The following is a 17,820-nucleotide window of genomic DNA, read 5'->3' on the forward strand; positions in this document are numbered from 1 at the left end:
GAAAATCAGGACACCTTGGGAACCGACGGGTTGCGTTTGCACATTTTTTGGAATCTGGCTGCGTGATTGATTCATCTCCTAACTCACCCTTGCTCCCGAATTCGGCAGAAACCAGCGCTCCTGAAGGGCCGATCGAGCCGACTGTGGTTACGGATCCCGATCGGCTCGATCGCGCCCTGCTGCAAGGGGCCCACGCCTGGGAGGCCTCCCGTGGGGAGCTGGCCCTGCTTTGTGTGCCGGGGATGATCGATTTGCATGTGCGGCGGTTGGAGATGTTGGCCGCCGTGTTGGGCTACCCCTTCTCACCGGAGGAAATGGCACGGGTGCGAGCCACGGTGACCCAAAACGTGGAGGAAGGGTTTGCGGCTTCTCCCTATTCGCAATTGCTGGTGCGCTATTCGCCAGCTCCGCCTCCCCATCGGGGTCTGGTTTGGGACATCCGGCCGGTGGCTATTTCCTACAGCGATCGCGCCAAATTGTTTTTGCAATACCGCCCGCCTAAGGATAGTGATCGCTATCCCGATGCCAAGGTGTTGGATTTGGCGGCAGCCCTCAGGGCCCAAGCCCCCGCCGCCGCAATTCCGGTGTTGGATGTGGGAGCCGGGACGGGGCGCAACGCGATCGCCCTGGCCCAACAAGGCCACCTGGTGGATGCGATCGAGTTCACCCCCGAAATGCTCGACACCATTCGCCAACTGGCTAAGGATGCGGGTGTGGCGATCGACCTGATTGAGCAAGATATTCGCGATCCTGCCTTTACCCCCAAGCCCGATCGCTACGGTCTGATTGTTCTGACCGGTGTGGTGCAATATTTCAGCGATCCGGCCCAACTGGCGCATCTGTTGGCCAAGCTGGCTCCGGCGTTGCGGCCCGGCGGGAAAATTGTGATGGACTGCTTTGTCACCACCGATGGCTATGACCCCACGCCGCTGGCGCGGCAACTATCCTACGTGACTGATAGTTTTCTGTTGCAGCCAACGGAGCTAACCCGGGCGATCGCCTCGTTGCCCCTGCGGGTGGTGTCCGATGAGCCGGCCTTGGCCTATGAGCGGGAACACTTGCCCCCGGAAGCCTTGGCGGCCCGAGAGTGGTTGGATCCCTGGGCCACGGGCGATCGACTTTTCCCCTTGGGGGATCAACAACGGCCCCCAGTTTCTCTGCGATGGCTGGTGTATGAACGGGTCACGCCCTAGCGCTTTCGTTGGAAATTGCTCGATTTTCAGCGTTTCTGGCTTGCCTGACGGTTGATTTGAACTCAGAGATAACTCAGAGAGATTGTCCTATGCCTGCAACCAATCCCAATTCCCCCGGTTCTCAACCAACGCCCGATCGCCCCACTTGGAGCAGCCAGGCCCTGATCCGTTGTTTACCGACACCGGAATGGATGTTGAGTATGGCCGTCTTGCCCGTTTTGACTGGTTTTGTGGGTGTTCGGATGTTGGCAACGGCAACGGCAGAATTGGGAGAATTAGCGGAAGAAATCTTTCGGGGCGATCGGTTGCCCTTGCTGAATATTCCCCAACCCCAATCCAATGAGACCTCAATGGTTGAACAGTAATTGTCCTTCGTTGGTCACGCGACGATCGGGCTATTGGATCACTCCTAACTTGGTTGCCAAAACACCATTTAGCCGTTGAATTAATTGCCTTAGATCGGGCGATCGCCCCTGGCCAACCCTGGTTATAAAGACCTGAATGTTTATACAATTCCTGGCAATTTAGACGACCTGATCGCCATTTTGCTGGGCATTCTTCAGGCCAAGGCGTGACATTTTAGAAGATCTCTGAAAAGCCTAAATGGCTAACCTTTCAGGTCTTGCAAGCCAACGAAGACAAGGGGCTTAGGTTCCATGTCCCAGTCGTCGTAACAAGGGTCTTGAGCATCTTGCTCCCCACGATCCGCTAACGGCAGATCTAGGGTTTTGGGCTAAATGACGATTATTACTTGATCTGTACCAAAAAATGCTTTTCAGACCTCTTCTAAGTCAAGACCCCAAAATAGATTCATCAACAATAAAAAAAGGGAAGCAGAATGTTACACCCTGCCTCCCGCATGATTCAAAAAACGACTGGCCAAGACTAGCTACAGAACATTGCAAGATCGAGTAGCTAGCTAAAGCGTTTGGAAACTACTTCCACTTGCGGGCGACCAGTTCCGCCAAGTCCACAACGCGCTGGCTGTAGCCCCACTCGTTGTCATACCAAGCGATGACCTTCACCATGTCGCCGCCCAGCACCAAAGTCAGGCTAGCATCCACGATCGAGGAAGCATCGGTTCCCTTGTAGTCCGACGAAACCAAGGGCAGATCGCTGTATTCCAAAATGCCCTTCAGACCGTTTTCAGCGGCGGCCTTCAGCACTTCGTTCACCTGCTCGGCGATCGTGCTCTTTTCCACCTGGGCTACAAAGTCCACCACCGAAACGTTCGGGGTCGGCACGCGCATGGCGATCCCGTTCAGCTTGCCCTTCATTTCCGGCAACACTAGGGCCACAGCCTTGGCAGCGCCGGTGGAGGTGGGCACAATGTTCATAGCCGCAGCACGAGCCCGACGCACATCCCGGTGGCTTGCATCCAGCAACCGTTGGTCGCCGGTGTAGCTGTGGGTGGTGGTCATGGTGCCTTTGATGATGCCAAAGTTCTCATGCAACACCTTCACCACGGGAGCCAAGCAGTTGGTGGTGCAGCTCGCGTTACTAACGATGTTGAATTTGTCGTGGTCGTAGTCGCTGTCGTTCACGCCCATCACGAACGTGCCAACACCGTCACCCTTGCCCGGAGCGGTGATCAGGACTTTCTTGGCACCGGCTTGGATGTGCTTAGAAGCGCCTTCTTCGCTAACAAATACGCCTGTCGATTCAATGATCAGGTCAATGCCCCACTCGGCCCAGGGCAACTTGAGCGGATCCCGATCGGACACGCATTTGATCGTTTTGCCGTTGACGGTAATGGAATTTTCGTCAGCCTGAATGTCGGCATTTAGCTTGCCGAGCATCGTGTCGTACTTGAGCAAGTGGGCATTCGTCTTGGGGTCGGACGTATCGTTAATGCCCACCAGTTCGAGCTGGCTATCTTGGCGGGTCAACCAGCATCTTAAGAAGTTACGACCGATTCGGCCAAAACCGTTAATGGCGACTCTAATCACTATGCTATGCCCTCGCGTGCTTAGGGTGTATTAAGGAAATAGTTGACGGGTTTCCCACATTTTCGGAGCGGGAATGCCAGCCCTAATTCAGCAACCACTGAAGTTGCTCAACTAGACCACGGGTTGACGCTTTGTCGGCTGCTGCTGGCGAACCAGGCTGACGCTGATCTCTGCGTCTGTTTCGAGTCTCGGACTGCCCGCCCGCGACTTGAAGGCGTTGATTGTACCCAAAATCATATGGTACAGGCTAACTGCACGATCTGATTCCGGGAACTGAGGCGGGGTTGATCGGGTCGATCGATCCCCCCAAAACAGAGGGCGAGCACACGAAAAGCTGCCCCAAGCGATCGCCTGACAAGTGCCAAGCCATCATGCCAGCAATGTGCCCACATTTAACCATCGATCCCGGCCCAATCCCAACTAATCGCAACGGATTTTGCAGAATTTTTGCGGGGATCATGATCGCTGGTTGCTGTTTGGCCCTGAAGTGAGTGATGGCTGCTGGGAACGAAACCCGGTGGGGCGATCGCCAAAAGCTGGGTTTGGGCTTGGTCAAGGTCTGCTTGAGGTCTGCTTGAGGCTTGGCTGGAGCCGCTTAAGCACCCTTCTGGGACGATCGTCCCGATCGGGCTGTTCTCCGTCGAAATGGGTTAAATTCGCAAGAAATTCGCAAGATTTTAGGCCGCAATCATTCGCCAAAACCCACAGCCCAGGCTGGTTTCAGGAGGATCAACGCTTCTCTGCGGCAATTTGACCGTTGCTGATATGATATGGCGTGATTGTTGGTGTGGTGTTTTGAGGAGCGGCAATGCCGAATCTTGTGGATTTTAGCGGAAGGCCTTTCCACTTTATTGGCATCGGTGGCATCGGCATGTCGGCTCTCGCGTATATTCTGGTCAAGCAGAAGATCCCCGTTTCTGGATCAGACGCGCGATCGAGCCATATTACTCAACGCCTTGAACAACTAGGTGCTCAGATTTTTTGGCAACAATCCGCAACGAACTTCGATGCCTTCCGTTCCGGTGTGCCTTTTGCAACTCCTCCCGCGCTGCCCTCTGATGTTCCCCTGGCGGCAACGGCCCTAGCCACGGTTCCCGAGGCCGAAGCGCACTCCACCGCACCGCAAGCCCTGCCGCAGGTTGTCTGCTCAACGGCGATTCAGGCAGAAAACCCAGAATATCAAGCGGCTGTGGAGCTGGGTTGTCCAATTTTGCATCGTTCAGACCTGCTAGCGGCGCTGATGACCCGATCGCGCGGAATCGCCGTTGCCGGAACCCATGGCAAAACCACCACCAGCAGCCTGATTGGTTACATGCTGCTCCAGGCAGGCATTGATCCCACCATCATTGTGGGCGGCGAGGTGGGCGCTTGGGAGGGCAATGCGCGCTTAGGCCAGGGCCCTTACCTGGTGGCGGAGGCGGATGAGTCCGATGGCTCACTGATTAAGCTTTTTGCGGAACTCGGCGTTATCACTAACATTGAACTCGACCACCCCGATCACTACCAATCGCTTGATGGGGTGGTCGAAATCTTTGAGCAGTTTACCCACAACTGCCAACGCTGGGTGGGGTGTTTGGACTGTCCCACGTTGCGCGATCGACTCAAACCCGACATTTCCTACAGTCTCGATCCCGATCGCGTGGCCGATTACACCGTGCTGAACCCCCAATATACGGCCCAGGGTGTCACAGCCACAGTGCTAGAACGTGGGGAGGTGCTCGGGGAAATCCAACTGCAACTGATGGGCCAGCACAATCTCAGCAATGCCCTGGCTGCCGTGGCCGTGGGTCGGGCCTTGGGATTGGACTTTGCCCAAATTGCCGGAGGATTGGCGGGCTTTCAGGGGGCCCAGCGTCGCTTTGAGCATCGGGGTACCGAGGGGGGAATCGCCCTGTATGACGACTACGCACACCATCCGAGCGAAATTCGCGCCACCTTGGCCGCGGCTCGCCAACGGTTGAGCGCCCAAGCAGGGCAATCGCGAGTAGTGGCAATTTTTCAGCCCCACCGCTACAGTCGCACCCAAACCTTTCTTGAGGAGTTTGCCCAATCATTTCAGGATGCAGATTTAGTGGCCATTGCGGATATTTATGCCGCTGGTGAGAAACAGGTTCCAGGACTCAGTGGTCAAACCTTGGCCGATCGGGTGGCGACCTACCATCCCGAAGTGTCCTATTGCGGCTCGCTCGATAACACACACCAATTTCTGTCTGTGGCTCTTCAACCGGGTGACCTAGCCCTCTTTTTAGGCGCAGGGAATCTCAATCAAATCGTGCCTTTGGTGCTGAAGGATTTGGCAGCCCGGGCCGATCGGGCCACGGATGATTGCAAAACCAGCAGTGCTCTCTAATCTGCGGGTGCATTACCCGATCGGGTGCTGTTGCTACTTCGCTGACTGAACCGTTTTGAATCGACCCTTAGAGTTTGGATGCGCTCCATCGCATTCCAGTTCTCTATATCTAGGCTCTGGATCTAGGCTCTGGATCTCGATTCTGGATTTCGATTTTAGATCTAGATTGCGGGTCTTGATTTCAGATCCTAGTTCCCTGGTTTGGTTCCGCATTTCGGCTTCGTTGCACCAGGTCACTGCATCCTCCCTAGTTGCAGTTTCTAATCGCAATCCGCAATTCGTTTGTTGCAATCCCTTGTCGCAATCTGTTTGTTGCAATTTTGAACCTATGGTGACTCAACTGCACTCACCCGCCACAAAGACGGGTAGCCTGATTCAGTCCAATGTCTCCCTAGCGCGGTTTACTTCTTTTCGGGTTGGGGGGCCAGCCGAATGGTATGCCGCTCCCAAAACCCTTGATGATTTATACGAGTGCTTTGAGTGGGCCGATCGCAACAGTGTTCCCGTGACCCTTTTGGGGGCGGGATCTAATCTTTTGATCAGCGATCGGGGCATTTCGGGTTTAACCATTGGCACACGCTATTTACGGCGGATTCAGATCGATCGGGAGAACGCAAGGATCAAGGCCGGTGCTGGCGTATCCATGGCCGCCTTGGCCTGGAAAGCGGCCTATCTAGGCTGGAGCGGTCTGGAATGGTCGGTGGGCATTCCCGGCAGCATCGGCGGCAGCATCGTCATGAACGCTGGGGCCCATGGCAGCGAAATTCGTGACGTGTTGTTGCAAGCCACCGTTTTAGCTCCCCAAACGGGTCAAATCCAACACCGATCGTCAGCGGATTTGGGCTACAGCTATCGCACCTCCAGCCTGCAAGGAGACAGCCAACTGGTCACGGAAGCCACCTTCCAACTTCAGCCCGGCCACGACTCCCGCGCTCTGCAAGCTCAAACTCGCGAGCACCTGGAGCGCCGCCATGCTACCCAGCCCTACCATCTGCCCAGTTGCGGCAGTGTGTTTCGCAATCCGGAACCCCGCAAGGCCGGTTGGCTGATTGAGCAGTCGGGATTGAAGGGACATCGCATTGGGGGTGCGGAAGTGGCCCAAATGCACGCGAACTTTATCTTGAACCGCGATAACGCCACGGCCACGGACATTTTTAATCTGATTGATTGCGTCCGTAATGAGGTGTACAGCCGTTGGGATGTGCTTCTAGAGCCGGAGGTACGGATGTTGGGGCCATTTTGCGCTGTTTAGCGCTGTCTGGCACTGTCTGGCACTGTTCGGCAATGTCCAGCATTCCAGTATGGCCCCAGCGCCCTTAAGTGGGTGTTGACGCGATCGCCTGTTGCGGGGCTTCGCGTCACGGGGCCAAGGCTCGACTAATCGGCGTTCGATCAGCGTTCGATCGGCCCTTGAGCGGCGTGATTCATCAACCAAAACCAGCGCCCCTAGGCAGCAACGGGCATGATTTCCGCCCCATCAACCCATCAACACAGCCCCTGTCAGGATGCATCACCCCATGATTCCATGCGATCGCCGCTATGCCCTGGTGCATGAATGGTTAACTCCGCTGGCCACGGGGGGGTCTGAGTTGGTGGTGCGGGAAATGGTGACCCAGCTCGATCGCTGGTTGCCGGAACCGGTGGCTTTGCACGCGCTGATCGATTTCGAGTCTAGCAATTCTGAAAGTTACTTGTATGGCCGAGCGATCGGCCATACCTTTTTGCAGCGCTTTCCGGGAGCCATTCGTGGAGTGCAGCGCTATTTGCCCCTTTGGCCCTTGGCGATCGAGCAATTAGACCTGCGAGCCTATGACATCATTCTGTCCTCTTCCCATGCGGTGGCGAAGGGGGCGCTGGTGGCGGCCCATCAGTTGCATGTTTGCTATTGCCATGCGCCCATGCGCTATGCCTGGGACTTGACCCATGATTATTTGGCGGGCAGTCGATCGGGTCGTGGCCCAATCGGCTGGCTCACCCGCTATTTGCTGCATCGATTGCGGTTGTGGGATGTGCTGGCGGCGAATCGGGTTGATTTTTTTGCGGCTAACTCCCGCACCACGGCCAATCGAATCTGGCGCTGCTATCGACGGCGGGCGGAGGTGATTTACCCGCCGGTACAGGTCGATCGATTCCCCCTGCAAACCACCAAGGATGACTATTACCTCTGCGTTACCAGGCTAGTGCCCTATAAGCGGGTGGACTTGATTGTGGAGGCGTTCAATCAATTGGGATTGCCCCTGATGGTGATTGGGGGCGGGCCGATGCTGGAATCCTTGCGCGAACAGGCCCAGGCCAACGTGCAACTGTTGGGCGAGCAACCAGACGCGGTGGTGGCCCAAGCCATGGCCCAGGCGCGGGCCTTTGTCTATGCGGCGTTTGAGGATTTTGGGATTGCACCTGTGGAAGCCCAGGCCTGCGGTACGCCCGTGATTGCCTTTGCCCAAGGGGGAACCGGCGAAACGGTGCGTGACTGTCGCCAGGATCCCAAAACGGGCACAGGGCTGCTGTTTGAGCAACAAACCAGCGAGGCGATCGCGGCGGCGGTGACGGCGTTTGAAGACTATCGATCGCGCCTGAGTGCTGAGGCGATTCACCGCCACGCCCAGTCCTTCAGTCCCGATGTGTTTCGCGATCGTTACTTTGGGTTTGTGAACTGGTGTTGGCAAGAGTTTCAGCGCGATCGACAGACCCCAACTGAGTTTTTCCGTTAACATCCGCGCAACTCAACCCGCCTAAGCCCTACAGTGAATAGTGATGGATCGTGGATCCTACCGAGCCAATGGTAGGATGGAGTATCGATTCTCCGATATCTCGATCGACTTACGGGGCATTCAATCCCCCCTTATTTGCCACTGCTGGACTCATGGCCAAATCTGCTAGCTCGCCGGTTGCTGCACCCACCGAAACTCGTCTCTCGAAAGTTGAAGGACTCAAAGAACGAAGCAACTTTCTCCGGGAACCCGTTGCGTCGGAACTGTTGCTGGACACCAATTATTTTTCCAATGATGCGATTCAAATCCTGAAATTCCACGGCTCCTATCAACAGGTCGATCGAGACCTGCAAAAGCCGGGCCAGGAAAAGCCCTATCAGATGATGTTGCGCACCCGCAGCCCGGGAGGGTTCATCCCGCCGCAACTATATCTGACGCTTGATCGCCTGGCCAGTGAATATGGCAACGAAACCCTGCGCGCCACAACCCGTCAGGGCTTTCAGTTGCACGGGATTCTGAAAAAGAACCTGAAGGCCACGATCGCCGCGATCGTCAACAGCATGGGGTCAACCCTCGGCGCTTGCGGCGACCTGAACCGCAACGTGATGGCCCCACCAGCGCCCTACAAAAACCGCCCCGAGTATCAACTGGCGTTGGCCTATGCCAACAACATTGCGGACTTGCTCACGCCGCAAACGGGGGCCTACTACGAAATTTGGCTGGATGGGGAAAAGGCTATTTCCGCCGAAGAAGACCCGGCCGTGAAGGCGGCCCGCCAAAGCAACGGCTCCACGCCCATGCGCCTGGACACGGAAGAGCCGATCTATGGCGCAACCTACATGCCCCGCAAGTTCAAATGCGCGGTGACGGTTCCGGGGGACAACTCCGTGGATTTGTTTTCCCAGGACTTGAGCTTGGTGGTGATCACCAATGAGCAAGGGGAGTTGGAAGGGTTCAATGTCTATGCCGGTGGCGGTTTGGGCCGCACCCACAACAAGGAAGAAACCTTTGCCCGCATTGCCGATGAAATTGGCTTTGTGGGGGCGGCGGATGTCTATGGCCTGGTGAAGGCGATCGTGGCGGTGCAACGGGACTATGGCGATCGCTTCGATCGTCGTCACTCCCGGATGAAGTACCTGCTGCACGATTGGGGGGTGGCCAAGTTCCGCGACCATGTGGAAGATTACTTGGGCAAAAAGCTGGAACCGGCGCGCCCCCTGCCCGCCTGGCGCTATGAGGACTTCTTGGGCTGGCATGAACAGGGCGATGGCCATTTGTTCTTGGGCCTGTCGATCCAAAATGGGCGAGTACATGACCAGGGTGATTTCAAGCTGCGATCGGCTCTGCGGCAAATTGTGGAACGGTTCCAGTTGCCGATGCTGCTGACTCCCCATCAGAATGTGCTGTTCTATGACATTAAGCCGGGCGATCGAGCCGCCATTGAAAAAATCCTGACCGACTGCGGGGTTTGGGCGATCGAGCAAATTGATCCCCTGGAGCGGCTGGCGATGGCTTGCCCAGCCATGCCCACCTGCGGCTTGGCCATCACCGAATCGGAGCGGGCCCTGCCGGGCTTTGTGGAGCGCATTCGATCGTTGATGGAGCGCTTAGGCTTGGGTGATGAATCCTTCGTGATTCGGATGACCGGTTGCCCCAACGGTTGTGCTCGGCCCTACATGGCTGAGTTGGGTTTTGTGGGCAGCGCGCCCAATGCCTACCAAGTTTGGCTCGGGGGTTCTCCTAGCCAAACCCGCTTGGCCCAAACGTTTACGGAACGAATGAAGGATACGGATCTGGAATCGTTCCTGGAACCGATTTTGGTTTACTTCAAGCGATCGCGCGAACCGGGCGAAAGCTTTGGTGATTTCTGCCATCGGGTCGGGTTTGATACGCTGCGGCACTTTATGCAGGCCTATCGCCCGATCGATGCCAAGGCCGAGAAGGACGGTCAGGGGCGAGCCAGCAACGGCAGCGCCGCTCCCCGCCATCGAATTGGCATTCGCGATGAGTTGTACAAGTCGGTGCAGACCCTGGCTGCTGATCGGGGACAGTCGGCCACCGCGCTGATCAATGAGGCGATCGCCGCTTACCTCAATCAGCAGTCCAACTAGCTGCCAATCTCAAGCCAATCTCAAGCCGATCTCGATCCGAATCTCGGTCGGCTGGATTCAGCAAGCCTCAACAAGCCTCAATCGATCGGTTGTTGAGCCGTGCGAATCCCTAGCGGGTTGATGGTGCTTGAGAAGTCGCTGAAGGTGCGCGATCGGGCTGGGGAAATCCCTGGCTCGATCGCGCACAAATTTTAGATAGCCCCGCTTGATATTCACAGCGAAACGCTCGCTGACACCAAGCGGCCATATTCACCTGCTCTAAACGCCCCACCTGTTGACATTGGGGACTATTCCACTGGCTGCCGATCGCCCAAGCGCCCGCACGCCCCACATCCAAAACGGTTTTCAGCGGGTTCTCTTGATTGGCAGGCACGCCCGTTTCCGGCACGGTCACCACATCTACCCAAATACCGTGACTGCCCAGAATGAGCCGAGCCATGGCCCCGGCTCGCCATTGGTGGGAACCGGAAGTCATCAAAATCACCCGTTTTGCACCCCAACGCTGCAAAATCGGCAGACTCCAATAACAGTTCCCAAACGTGGATTGGGCGCATTGCTCCAGCCACACGCGATCGCCCTTCACACCAGCGCGATCGAACAGCGCCTTGACACAGGGAGGCTTGGAACCCCCGGAAATTAGCACCCGCTGTTGGGGATGGGCCGCCGCCCACTGAACCGCCGCCATTTCGCGCCGAATGCTGCCCCCCAAGACCCACAGCACTTCCGGCGGTCTCGAAGCCGCCACCATCAACCGGCCGCCCCACCACAGGCTCCCCAAGGCCAACAGACCAGCGGTCATCAGCCCAATTTTTCGACGAAATGGCTGCATAGGGCGATTGAGGGGAATCTTAATGATTGAGGCGACGGAAACGATGAACTGATTAACACTCGATTCAACGCTCAGCGACACCGGGTGGCGGCAAAAACTGCGATCGACCATTGGGCAGCCGTTGACCCCGCTTGGCTCCCATGGCTAACAACTCCTGTTCAGCCCGCTGAATCACTAGGCGATCAACCGCCGCTTGATAAACCTCATTCCAGGCGTAAAACCGCACCGCCAACGTGTTGGGATCCTGGCGTAAAAAGTCCGCTGTTTCTTGGAAAAACGGAGCCACCCGCCGATATTTTGAGGTCATGGCTGCCCAGCGACCCGCCATTTCCAGAGAAGCCACGGTGGCCGGGATGTCATTCAGCAACAGGTATTGATCAAACGCCTTGAAGCGCCAAACCCAAAAGGCATCGGGTTGGTGCTTGGGATCCAGCACATCGGTCATGCGGGTCATGAGGGCCACAGATTTTTCCGGCTTGCCCGCATAGTACGCCACACCTGCCGAAATGAAAGGAGCCAACGTGGTGAATCGGGGATCCCGCAGGGTCATCAGCTCAAAGTAATCTTCATTGGCGGTGTAGCCCGTGGCCTGGCGAACTTCCGTGTCTCCGAAATATTGCAAATAGCTTAAAAACGCCCAATTGGCCAGTAAATTATCAAACCCAAGGCTGGGCATTCGGGCCGCCAATTGCAATTGTGTACGGGTGCGATCCTGAGCCAAAACGGGATCTTCCAATCCCTGGGGAGCGCGTTTGATGGTGGCTTGTTGCAGGAGGACGATTCCCCCGATCGCGATCAGGGCGATCGCCCCATTGGTGAAGTGGCCTAACCATTGCAGCCGCCGGAGCGATCGGCTCAGGGCTGCGGTTGATGTTGTTGATGTTGTTGATGTTGTGGTTGATGCGGGCGAACTGGATAGGGTCGATGAAGGGGATGGGGTCGATCGAGCAACCTGGGGGGATGGCGATTCGGGGGGCTGAGTACGTTTCCAAATCATGGTCAACTGCCCGTTAGAGATCCATGCGGGATTGAATGTGGCGATTCGATCGGTGTCTGGAGTCACCCACGGTTCCCGATCGGCGCTCTATGATGAATAGCAATCATCTATCAGCCATCCTGCCATAACTCCCAAAATTGCTGGGTGCTGGTTTTGTATTCCCTTGATTTCATTCAAAAACGTTGGCCGTATGCCCCAGGTTGATCCCAAATCTATGCCCGCTGTCTCGTCGGTTTCGCGTCATTGGTTTGATTGGCGGCGATCGCCCAAGAGCCTGGGCGTAAAGGTGGCGATCGCGGCGGCCAGCGTTGCCCTGCTTCATCCAGCCCTGAGTTTGCCGGCCTTCAGCCAAGACCGGGAACCGCCCGCCCCGGAACCCGGCCAATTCCAAGACAGCCCCAAGCAAATCGTGGATGAAGCTTGGCAAATCATCAACCGTGAATATGTGGATGGGCAGTTTAACCAAAATGATTGGCAAGCCATCCGCCAAGACCTCCTGAGCCGCCAATATACGTCGCGGGATGAAGCTTACGAAGCCCTGCGCAAGGCGATTAAGCTGCTGAATGATCCCTACACGCGCTTCATGACTCCTGAGCAGTTTGAGGAGCTGACCAACCAAACGGCCGGCGAGCTGTCTGGGATTGGGATTCGGATGGGGGTAGATGACAAGACGAAGCACTTGCAAGTGGTGGAGCCAATGCCCAACTCACCGGCCGCTCGGGCTGGTTTGAAGGCGGGAGATCTGATTTTGACGATCGATGGGCAAGCCACCAAGGACATGTCTCCCGACAAGGCTTCCAGCTTGATTCGGGGCCAGGCGGGCACGGCGGTGAAGCTGGAAATTCAGCGGGCGGGCGGTGCGCCGTTTTCGGTGTCCTTAACCCGCGCCCGGATTGAAGTGCCGATCGTTCGATCGAGCCTGCAAACGGAATCGGGCATTCGGGTAGGCTATATTCGCCTCAATGAGTTCAGCGCCCATGCGGCCGAACAGATGGAGCGGGCGATCGAGGATTTGAAAGGCAAGCAGGCCGAAGCGTTTGTCTTGGATCTGCGCGGCAATCCGGGCGGTCTCTTGAACGCCAGCATTGAGATTGCACGCATGTGGCTCGATGCCGGCAGCATTGTTAGCACGACCGATCGCGCAGGAAACAGCCAAGCCGCCCGGGCTAACCGCACATCTCTCACGAACTTGCCGCTGGCGGTGTTGGTGGACGGCAATTCCGCCAGCGCCAGCGAAATTTTGACCGGAGCGCTGAAGGATAACCGCCGGGCGCTCGTGGTGGGAAGCCAAACCTTTGGCAAGGCCCTGGTTCAATCGGTGCATAGCTTGGGTGATGGTTCGGGTTTAGCCGTCACGATCGCCCATTACTACACCCCCGCTGGCACGGACATTAACAAAACCGGCATCAGCCCCGATGTGGAAATCAAGCTATCGGATGAGCAGGAATATTATCTGTTCTCCAATGGCGGGCGGCTGTTGGCCACCGAGAGCGATCCCCAATACACGCGGGCTGTGACCATGCTTCGGAATCGGATCGCGGCCAATAATAATGTGGCCCCGCTGCCCCAGTAGGGACAAACTCAGTAGGGACAAAATATCCCCAACTTGAACCCATCAATCAACGCTAACCATGGCTAGACAAGGGGCTTAAGCCCCTTGTCTCCGATGATGCAGTCAGCGAGTGATGCAGTCAGCGATCGGCCGGACTTGGGAATGGCTTCGGAGCAGACTGCACAACCGTTAGTGCAGGAAGTGGCGGCGATCGGTCATCAGCATCACCAAACCCAGTTCATTGGCCGCTTTGATCGAGTCTTCATCGCGCACGCTGCCACCGGGCTGGACGATCGCCCCGATGCCCGCCGCCGCCGCCGTCCGCACTGAGTCATCAAAGGGAAAGAACCCATCGCTGGCCAAAACAGCGCCCGGGGCTTGGTCGCCCGCTTGGTTGAGGGCGATCGCCACGGAACCCACGCGATTCATTTGGCCGGCACCGATCCCCAGGGTCGATCGGTTGCTGGTCACCACGATCGCATTGGACTTCACATGCTTCACCACCCGCCAGGCAAAGGCCAACTCTGCGAGCTGATCCGCCGTTGGTTGCTTTTCCGTCACCACGCGCCAGGTGTTTGGGTCGCTGGGTTCGTCGTCGGCCGCTTGGAGCAAAAAGCCGCCCGCGATCGTCTTCACCGTGGCCGCCGGCCCCGCCAACAGATTCGGCAGCACCAAGACTCGCAGATTTTGTTTTTTCTGCAACAAGGTGCGGGCTGCTTCATCACAGCCAGGAGCCACAATGCATTCCAGGAAGGTTTCCGTGAGCGCGGCGGCCGTTTCCGCGTCGATCGGGCGGTTCAGGGCCACGATGCCGCCAAAGGCTGACACCGAATCCGCTTCCAAGGCCTTGCGATAGGCCTCCAACAGGGGCGCATCAGCCGACGATCCCAGCGCCACACCACAGGGATTGTTGTGTTTCAAAATAGCCGCCGCCGGGGGAGCATCGGCGGCCACAAATTCCGCAATCAGGCTCCGAGCAGACTCCAGATCCACCAAGTTGTTGTAACTCAGTTCTTTGCCTTGGAGTTGTTCCGCAGCCGCCCAACCGCTGGGGGTGGAGCCGCTGCGATACCAAGCGGCGCTTTGGTGGGGATTTTCGCCATAGCGCAGGCTTTGCACCCGCGTACCCGCGATCGCCCATTCCACTGGCGTTGCCAAGGCAGGTCGATCCAAGTCGGCGGGATTATCGGCCTGTTGGCTCAGGTAAGTGGCGATCGCGCTGTCATAGGTGGACGTGTGCCAAAAGGCTTCGCGGGCGCACTGTAACCGGAATTCCAAGGATGGTGTGCCATTGCTGCTCAGCTCATGTAAGTAGCGATCGTATTGAGCTGGGTTGCACAGCACCGTTACGCGGCTGTGGTTTTTGGCAGCGGCGCGGATCATGGCGGGGCCGCCGATATCAATTTGCTCGATCGCCTCCGGCAGCGTCACCCCTTCCCGGGCGATCGTCTGCTCAAAGGGGTAAAGATTCACCACCACCAAATCGATCGCGGGGATCGCATTGGCAGCCAAATCAGCGCGATCGCCCTCCAAATCGGTGCGGGCCAAAATTCCCCCATGCACACGCGGGTGGAGTGTCTTGACCCGGCCGCCCAAAATTTCCGGGAAGCCTGTATAGTCCGAAACCTTGGTCACGGGGAGTCCTGCGGCTTTGATGGCATTAGCCGTGCCACCGCTGCTGACCAGGGTAAAGCCGAACCGTTCCACCAGTTGGCGAGCCAGTTCGATTAGACCAGTTTTGTCAGAAACACTAAGCAGGGCTGTCCGCGTCATGGAAGAGTCCGTTAGGATTGAGGCTTAACGGGTTCATTCTACCGAGGAGTTGTCGCGTGGCTTTATTAGAGGCGATCGCGATTTCCCCCGAGGCGAACCGCACACCAGCGGCAATGCTGGTCGCGCTTCATGGTTGGGGGGCAAATGCAAATGATGTGGCCGCGTTGGCTCCGTTACTGAACTTGCCAGATTGGCAGATGGAATTTCCCCAAGCCCCCATGGCCTATCCCTACTCCAATGAAGGGCGCATGTGGTACGACTTGGAATCGTCCGATTATCCAGGCTTGCAGGCCAGCCGAGACCAGCTCCAAAACTGGCTGTTGGCCACCACGAAGCGATCGGGTATACCGCTCGATCGAACCATCCTTTGTGGATTTTCCCAAGGTGGAGCCATGGCCCTAGACGTGGGGTTAGCGCTACCCCTAGCCGGCGTTGCTTCCCTCAGCGGCTATTTTCACACCCTGCCGCAAGTCAGCTCCCTCAAACAGGGGCCCCAAGTGCTGGTGACCCACGGCCGCCAAGATCTCGTCGTTCCAATCCAAGCCGCCTGGCAAGTGCGCGACGATCTCCAAGCCCGCGATGCCACGGTCACCTATTTGGAACTCGATGGGGGCCATGAAATCCAAATGAGCCAAATTTCCGCCCTGCGCACCTTCTCCCTCGCCTGCATTTCAGCATCCTGCCCAAAATAATGATGGTTTAAGCAAGCATGGCCGATCGTTCAAGCCAGCATTGCTGAGGATTCAAGACCGCATGACGAACCTTTCAAGATCATTGCGGAACTTTACGGTTTGTCCCCAGAAGGATTGCAGATTCACGAAGACTGATAATTTCGCTACAGAGTCCTGCTATTCTGAACATCCAGATCGCAAGATTCGCATCCCGGGCCGTGATTAGGATGACCTGAACGCCTGATCGTTACTCCGGGCCGTGATTAGGATGACCTGAACGCCTAATCGTTAAAGCGCTTCATTAATTTTCCAGCAGTACAAGCCCCAGCTACAGCGGAGCTGCCAAGCCGAATCAACCGCATTTGTCGCCTGGAATTCCGCTGGCGGGCCTGTTGGGTGAAAAAGATCGAAAATCCGGTCGGAAAACTGGGGTTTCGTGGCATCATGATCTGCGGGCGCTCTCCCCTCTAGCCCCCCAGACCCATCAGCCCGCAAATTCACTCCTGACTGGTTTGATGCATCGTCGCGGGCGGGCAGTCCGAGACTTTAAACGGACGTGGAGGCCAGCGTCAGACTGGTTCGCCAGTGGTGGCCTGTGAAGCGTCAACCCCATTCAGCGACCTCGACCCGATTCGCTGGGTTCAGGCGCGGTGAGGAATCCTCACCCTTTGGGGCGAGGAGGATGTCAATCAATTAATCATTGACCAACGAAGAATCATGACTCTCAGACTTGGCGATACCGTCCCTAATTTCACGCAGGCTTCCACCCACGGCTCGATCGACTTCTACACTTGGGCTGGTGATAGCTGGGTAGTGCTGTTTTCGCACCCGGCGGACTATACCCCCGTGTGCACCACCGAGCTGGGCCGCGTTGCCCAACTGAAGGATGAATTTGACAAGCGTAATGTGAAGGCGCTGGCCCTGAGCGTTGACAGTGTGGATTCGCACCATGGCTGGACGGCCGACATTGAAGAAACCCAAAGCACGACGCTGAATTACCCGATTCTGGCCGACGAAGATAAGAAGGTGTCGGAACTGTACGGGATGATTCACCCCAATTCCAGCACCGGTAACACCCTGACGGTGCGATCGGTCTTCATCATCGATCCCAACAAAAAGCTGCGTTTGACGATCACCTATCCCGCCAGCACTGGCCGCAACTTTGATGAGCTGTTGCGTGTGATTGATTCGCTGCAACTGACCGATAACTACAGTGTGGCTACGCCCGCTGACTGGACAGATGGTGGCGATTGCGTGGTGGTTCCCTCGATCCCCACCGAGGAAGCTCGCCAGAAATTCCCCAAGGGCGTGACGGAAATCAAGCCTTACCTGCGCATGACTCCCCAGCCCAACAAGTAATTTCGATCAGTTTTTAATCTCCAGTGGTTTTTAATTTCAAGCTGAATCCTTGAGCTTGGGGTTAGGGCCACCTGGCGGTTAGCAACATCAACAACATCAACAAATAGCCCCCCGATCGCCCTGGTGTGATCGGGGGGCTATTTTATTAGCCTGGTGTATTGGTTTGGTGTATGGGGCTGTTGTGTTGGGCTGTATCAATAGACCTCTTGCACGAATCAAATTGGATGTGTTGCCTGGTAGTTGAGCAACCCGGCCAGCAGATGAAGCCTCAAGCCAAAACGGCGACGACGATTGCGATAGCGTCCTGAGAAGATCCGAAATCGCT

13 protein-coding genes and 1 pseudogene are annotated in these 17,820 nt (G+C 56.8%); 9 read left to right on the forward strand and 5 right to left on the reverse strand.

Annotation, left to right across the window (positions count from 1 at the left end; all coding sequences use genetic code 11):
- Window positions 1-62 precede the first annotated feature (62 nt).
- Window positions 63-1,193 carry a class I SAM-dependent methyltransferase gene (locus VPK24_RS05645; protein ID WP_393011171.1) on the forward strand — a complete coding sequence of 377 codons (1,131 nt, stop codon included), beginning with the start codon at window positions 63-65 and terminating at the stop codon, window positions 1,191-1,193.
- An 89-nt stretch (window positions 1,194-1,282) separates the two neighbouring features.
- Window positions 1,283-1,558 (forward strand): hypothetical protein, encoded by a 276-nt coding sequence (locus VPK24_RS05650; RefSeq protein ID WP_393011173.1) that lies wholly within the window; start codon window positions 1,283-1,285, stop codon window positions 1,556-1,558.
- 570 nt (window positions 1,559-2,128) lie between these two features.
- Here VPK24_RS05650 and VPK24_RS05655 read toward each other — a convergent pair.
- A complete protein-coding gene (locus VPK24_RS05655) occupies window positions 2,129-3,142 on the reverse strand; it encodes a type I glyceraldehyde-3-phosphate dehydrogenase (protein ID WP_099534083.1) in 1,014 nt (337 codons plus the stop codon).
- A gap of 808 nt (window positions 3,143-3,950) precedes the next feature.
- Here VPK24_RS05655 and murC point away from each other — a divergent pair.
- From murC to sir, 4 genes are all read left to right on the forward strand, one after another.
- Entirely contained in the window at window positions 3,951-5,492 is a 1,542-nt protein-coding gene (gene murC, locus VPK24_RS05660) for a UDP-N-acetylmuramate--L-alanine ligase (RefSeq protein WP_393011175.1), read from the forward strand.
- A gap of 328 nt (window positions 5,493-5,820) precedes the next feature.
- A complete protein-coding gene (murB, locus tag VPK24_RS05665; protein WP_393011177.1) occupies window positions 5,821-6,744 on the forward strand; it encodes a UDP-N-acetylmuramate dehydrogenase in 924 nt (307 codons plus the stop codon).
- Between the two features lie 265 nt (window positions 6,745-7,009).
- Window positions 7,010-8,203, forward strand: coding sequence for a glycosyltransferase (locus VPK24_RS05670; protein WP_393011179.1), 1,194 nt, complete (start codon window positions 7,010-7,012; stop codon window positions 8,201-8,203).
- Window positions 8,204-8,355: 152 nt separating this feature from the next.
- Window positions 8,356-10,314 carry a sulfite reductase, ferredoxin dependent gene (sir, locus tag VPK24_RS05675; protein ID WP_393011181.1) on the forward strand — a complete coding sequence of 653 codons (1,959 nt, stop codon included), beginning with the start codon at window positions 8,356-8,358 and terminating at the stop codon, window positions 10,312-10,314.
- A gap of 109 nt (window positions 10,315-10,423) precedes the next feature.
- Here the strand turns inward: sir and VPK24_RS05680 are convergent, their stop codons facing one another.
- Both VPK24_RS05680 and VPK24_RS05685 read right to left on the reverse strand, forming a co-directional pair.
- Window positions 10,424-11,143 (reverse strand): YdcF family protein, encoded by a 720-nt coding sequence (locus VPK24_RS05680; RefSeq protein ID WP_393011183.1) that lies wholly within the window; start codon window positions 11,141-11,143, stop codon window positions 10,424-10,426.
- Window positions 11,144-11,207: 64 nt separating this feature from the next.
- Window positions 11,208-12,140, reverse strand: a complete 933-nt coding sequence (locus tag VPK24_RS05685; RefSeq protein ID WP_393011185.1) for a hypothetical protein — start codon at window positions 12,138-12,140, stop codon at window positions 11,208-11,210.
- A 214-nt stretch (window positions 12,141-12,354) separates the two neighbouring features.
- Here VPK24_RS05685 and ctpB point away from each other — a divergent pair, with 214 nt between their 5' ends.
- Entirely contained in the window at window positions 12,355-13,713 is a 1,359-nt protein-coding gene (gene ctpB / locus VPK24_RS05690; protein ID WP_393011187.1) for a carboxyl-terminal processing protease CtpB, read from the forward strand.
- 168 nt (window positions 13,714-13,881) lie between these two features.
- Here ctpB and purH read toward each other — a convergent pair whose 3' ends face one another.
- Window positions 13,882-15,465 carry a bifunctional phosphoribosylaminoimidazolecarboxamide formyltransferase/IMP cyclohydrolase gene (gene purH / locus VPK24_RS05695; protein WP_393011189.1) on the reverse strand — a complete coding sequence of 528 codons (1,584 nt, stop codon included), beginning with the start codon at window positions 15,463-15,465 and terminating at the stop codon, window positions 13,882-13,884.
- A gap of 56 nt (window positions 15,466-15,521) precedes the next feature.
- Here purH and VPK24_RS05700 point away from each other — a divergent pair, with 56 nt between their 5' ends.
- Both VPK24_RS05700 and VPK24_RS05705 read left to right on the forward strand, forming a co-directional pair.
- A complete protein-coding gene (locus VPK24_RS05700) occupies window positions 15,522-16,157 on the forward strand; it encodes an alpha/beta hydrolase (RefSeq protein ID WP_393011191.1) in 636 nt (211 codons plus the stop codon).
- 696 nt (window positions 16,158-16,853) lie between these two features.
- Window positions 16,854-17,495 carry a peroxiredoxin gene (locus VPK24_RS05705; RefSeq protein ID WP_190354783.1) on the forward strand — a complete coding sequence of 214 codons (642 nt, stop codon included), beginning with the start codon at window positions 16,854-16,856 and terminating at the stop codon, window positions 17,493-17,495.
- Between the two features lie 215 nt (window positions 17,496-17,710).
- Here VPK24_RS05705 and VPK24_RS05710 read toward each other — a convergent pair.
- Window positions 17,711-17,820, reverse strand: a pseudogene (locus VPK24_RS05710) (IS5/IS1182 family transposase); the annotation flags it as partial.

The sequence above is a fragment of the Limnothrix redekei LRLZ20PSL1 genome (genome assembly GCF_043235035.1).
In the GTDB taxonomy this organism is placed as follows: Bacteria; Cyanobacteriota; Cyanobacteriia; order CACIAM-69d; family CACIAM-69d; genus CACIAM-69d.

What these genes read in the sequence shown, in the direction of transcription:
- VPK24_RS05650 (WP_393011173.1), top strand. Translation starts at nt 1,283, where the DNA reads ATGCCTGCAACCAATCCCAATTCCCCCGGTTCTCAACCAACGCCCGAT.
- murC (WP_393011175.1), top strand. Translation starts at nt 3,951, where the DNA reads ATGCCGAATCTTGTGGATTTTAGCGGAAGGCCTTTCCACTTTATTGGC.
- murB (WP_393011177.1), top strand. Translation starts at nt 5,821, where the DNA reads ATGGTGACTCAACTGCACTCACCCGCCACAAAGACGGGTAGCCTGATT.
- VPK24_RS05670 (WP_393011179.1), top strand. Translation starts at nt 7,010, where the DNA reads ATGATTCCATGCGATCGCCGCTATGCCCTGGTGCATGAATGGTTAACT.
- sir (WP_393011181.1), top strand. Translation starts at nt 8,356, where the DNA reads ATGGCCAAATCTGCTAGCTCGCCGGTTGCTGCACCCACCGAAACTCGT.
- VPK24_RS05680 (WP_393011183.1), bottom strand. Translation starts at nt 11,143, where the DNA reads ATGCAGCCATTTCGTCGAAAAATTGGGCTGATGACCGCTGGTCTGTTG.
- VPK24_RS05685 (WP_393011185.1), bottom strand. Translation starts at nt 12,140, where the DNA reads ATGATTTGGAAACGTACTCAGCCCCCCGAATCGCCATCCCCCCAGGTT.
- ctpB (WP_393011187.1), top strand. Translation starts at nt 12,355, where the DNA reads ATGCCCGCTGTCTCGTCGGTTTCGCGTCATTGGTTTGATTGGCGGCGA.
- purH (WP_393011189.1), bottom strand. Translation starts at nt 15,465, where the DNA reads ATGACGCGGACAGCCCTGCTTAGTGTTTCTGACAAAACTGGTCTAATC.
- VPK24_RS05705 (WP_190354783.1), top strand. Translation starts at nt 16,854, where the DNA reads ATGACTCTCAGACTTGGCGATACCGTCCCTAATTTCACGCAGGCTTCC.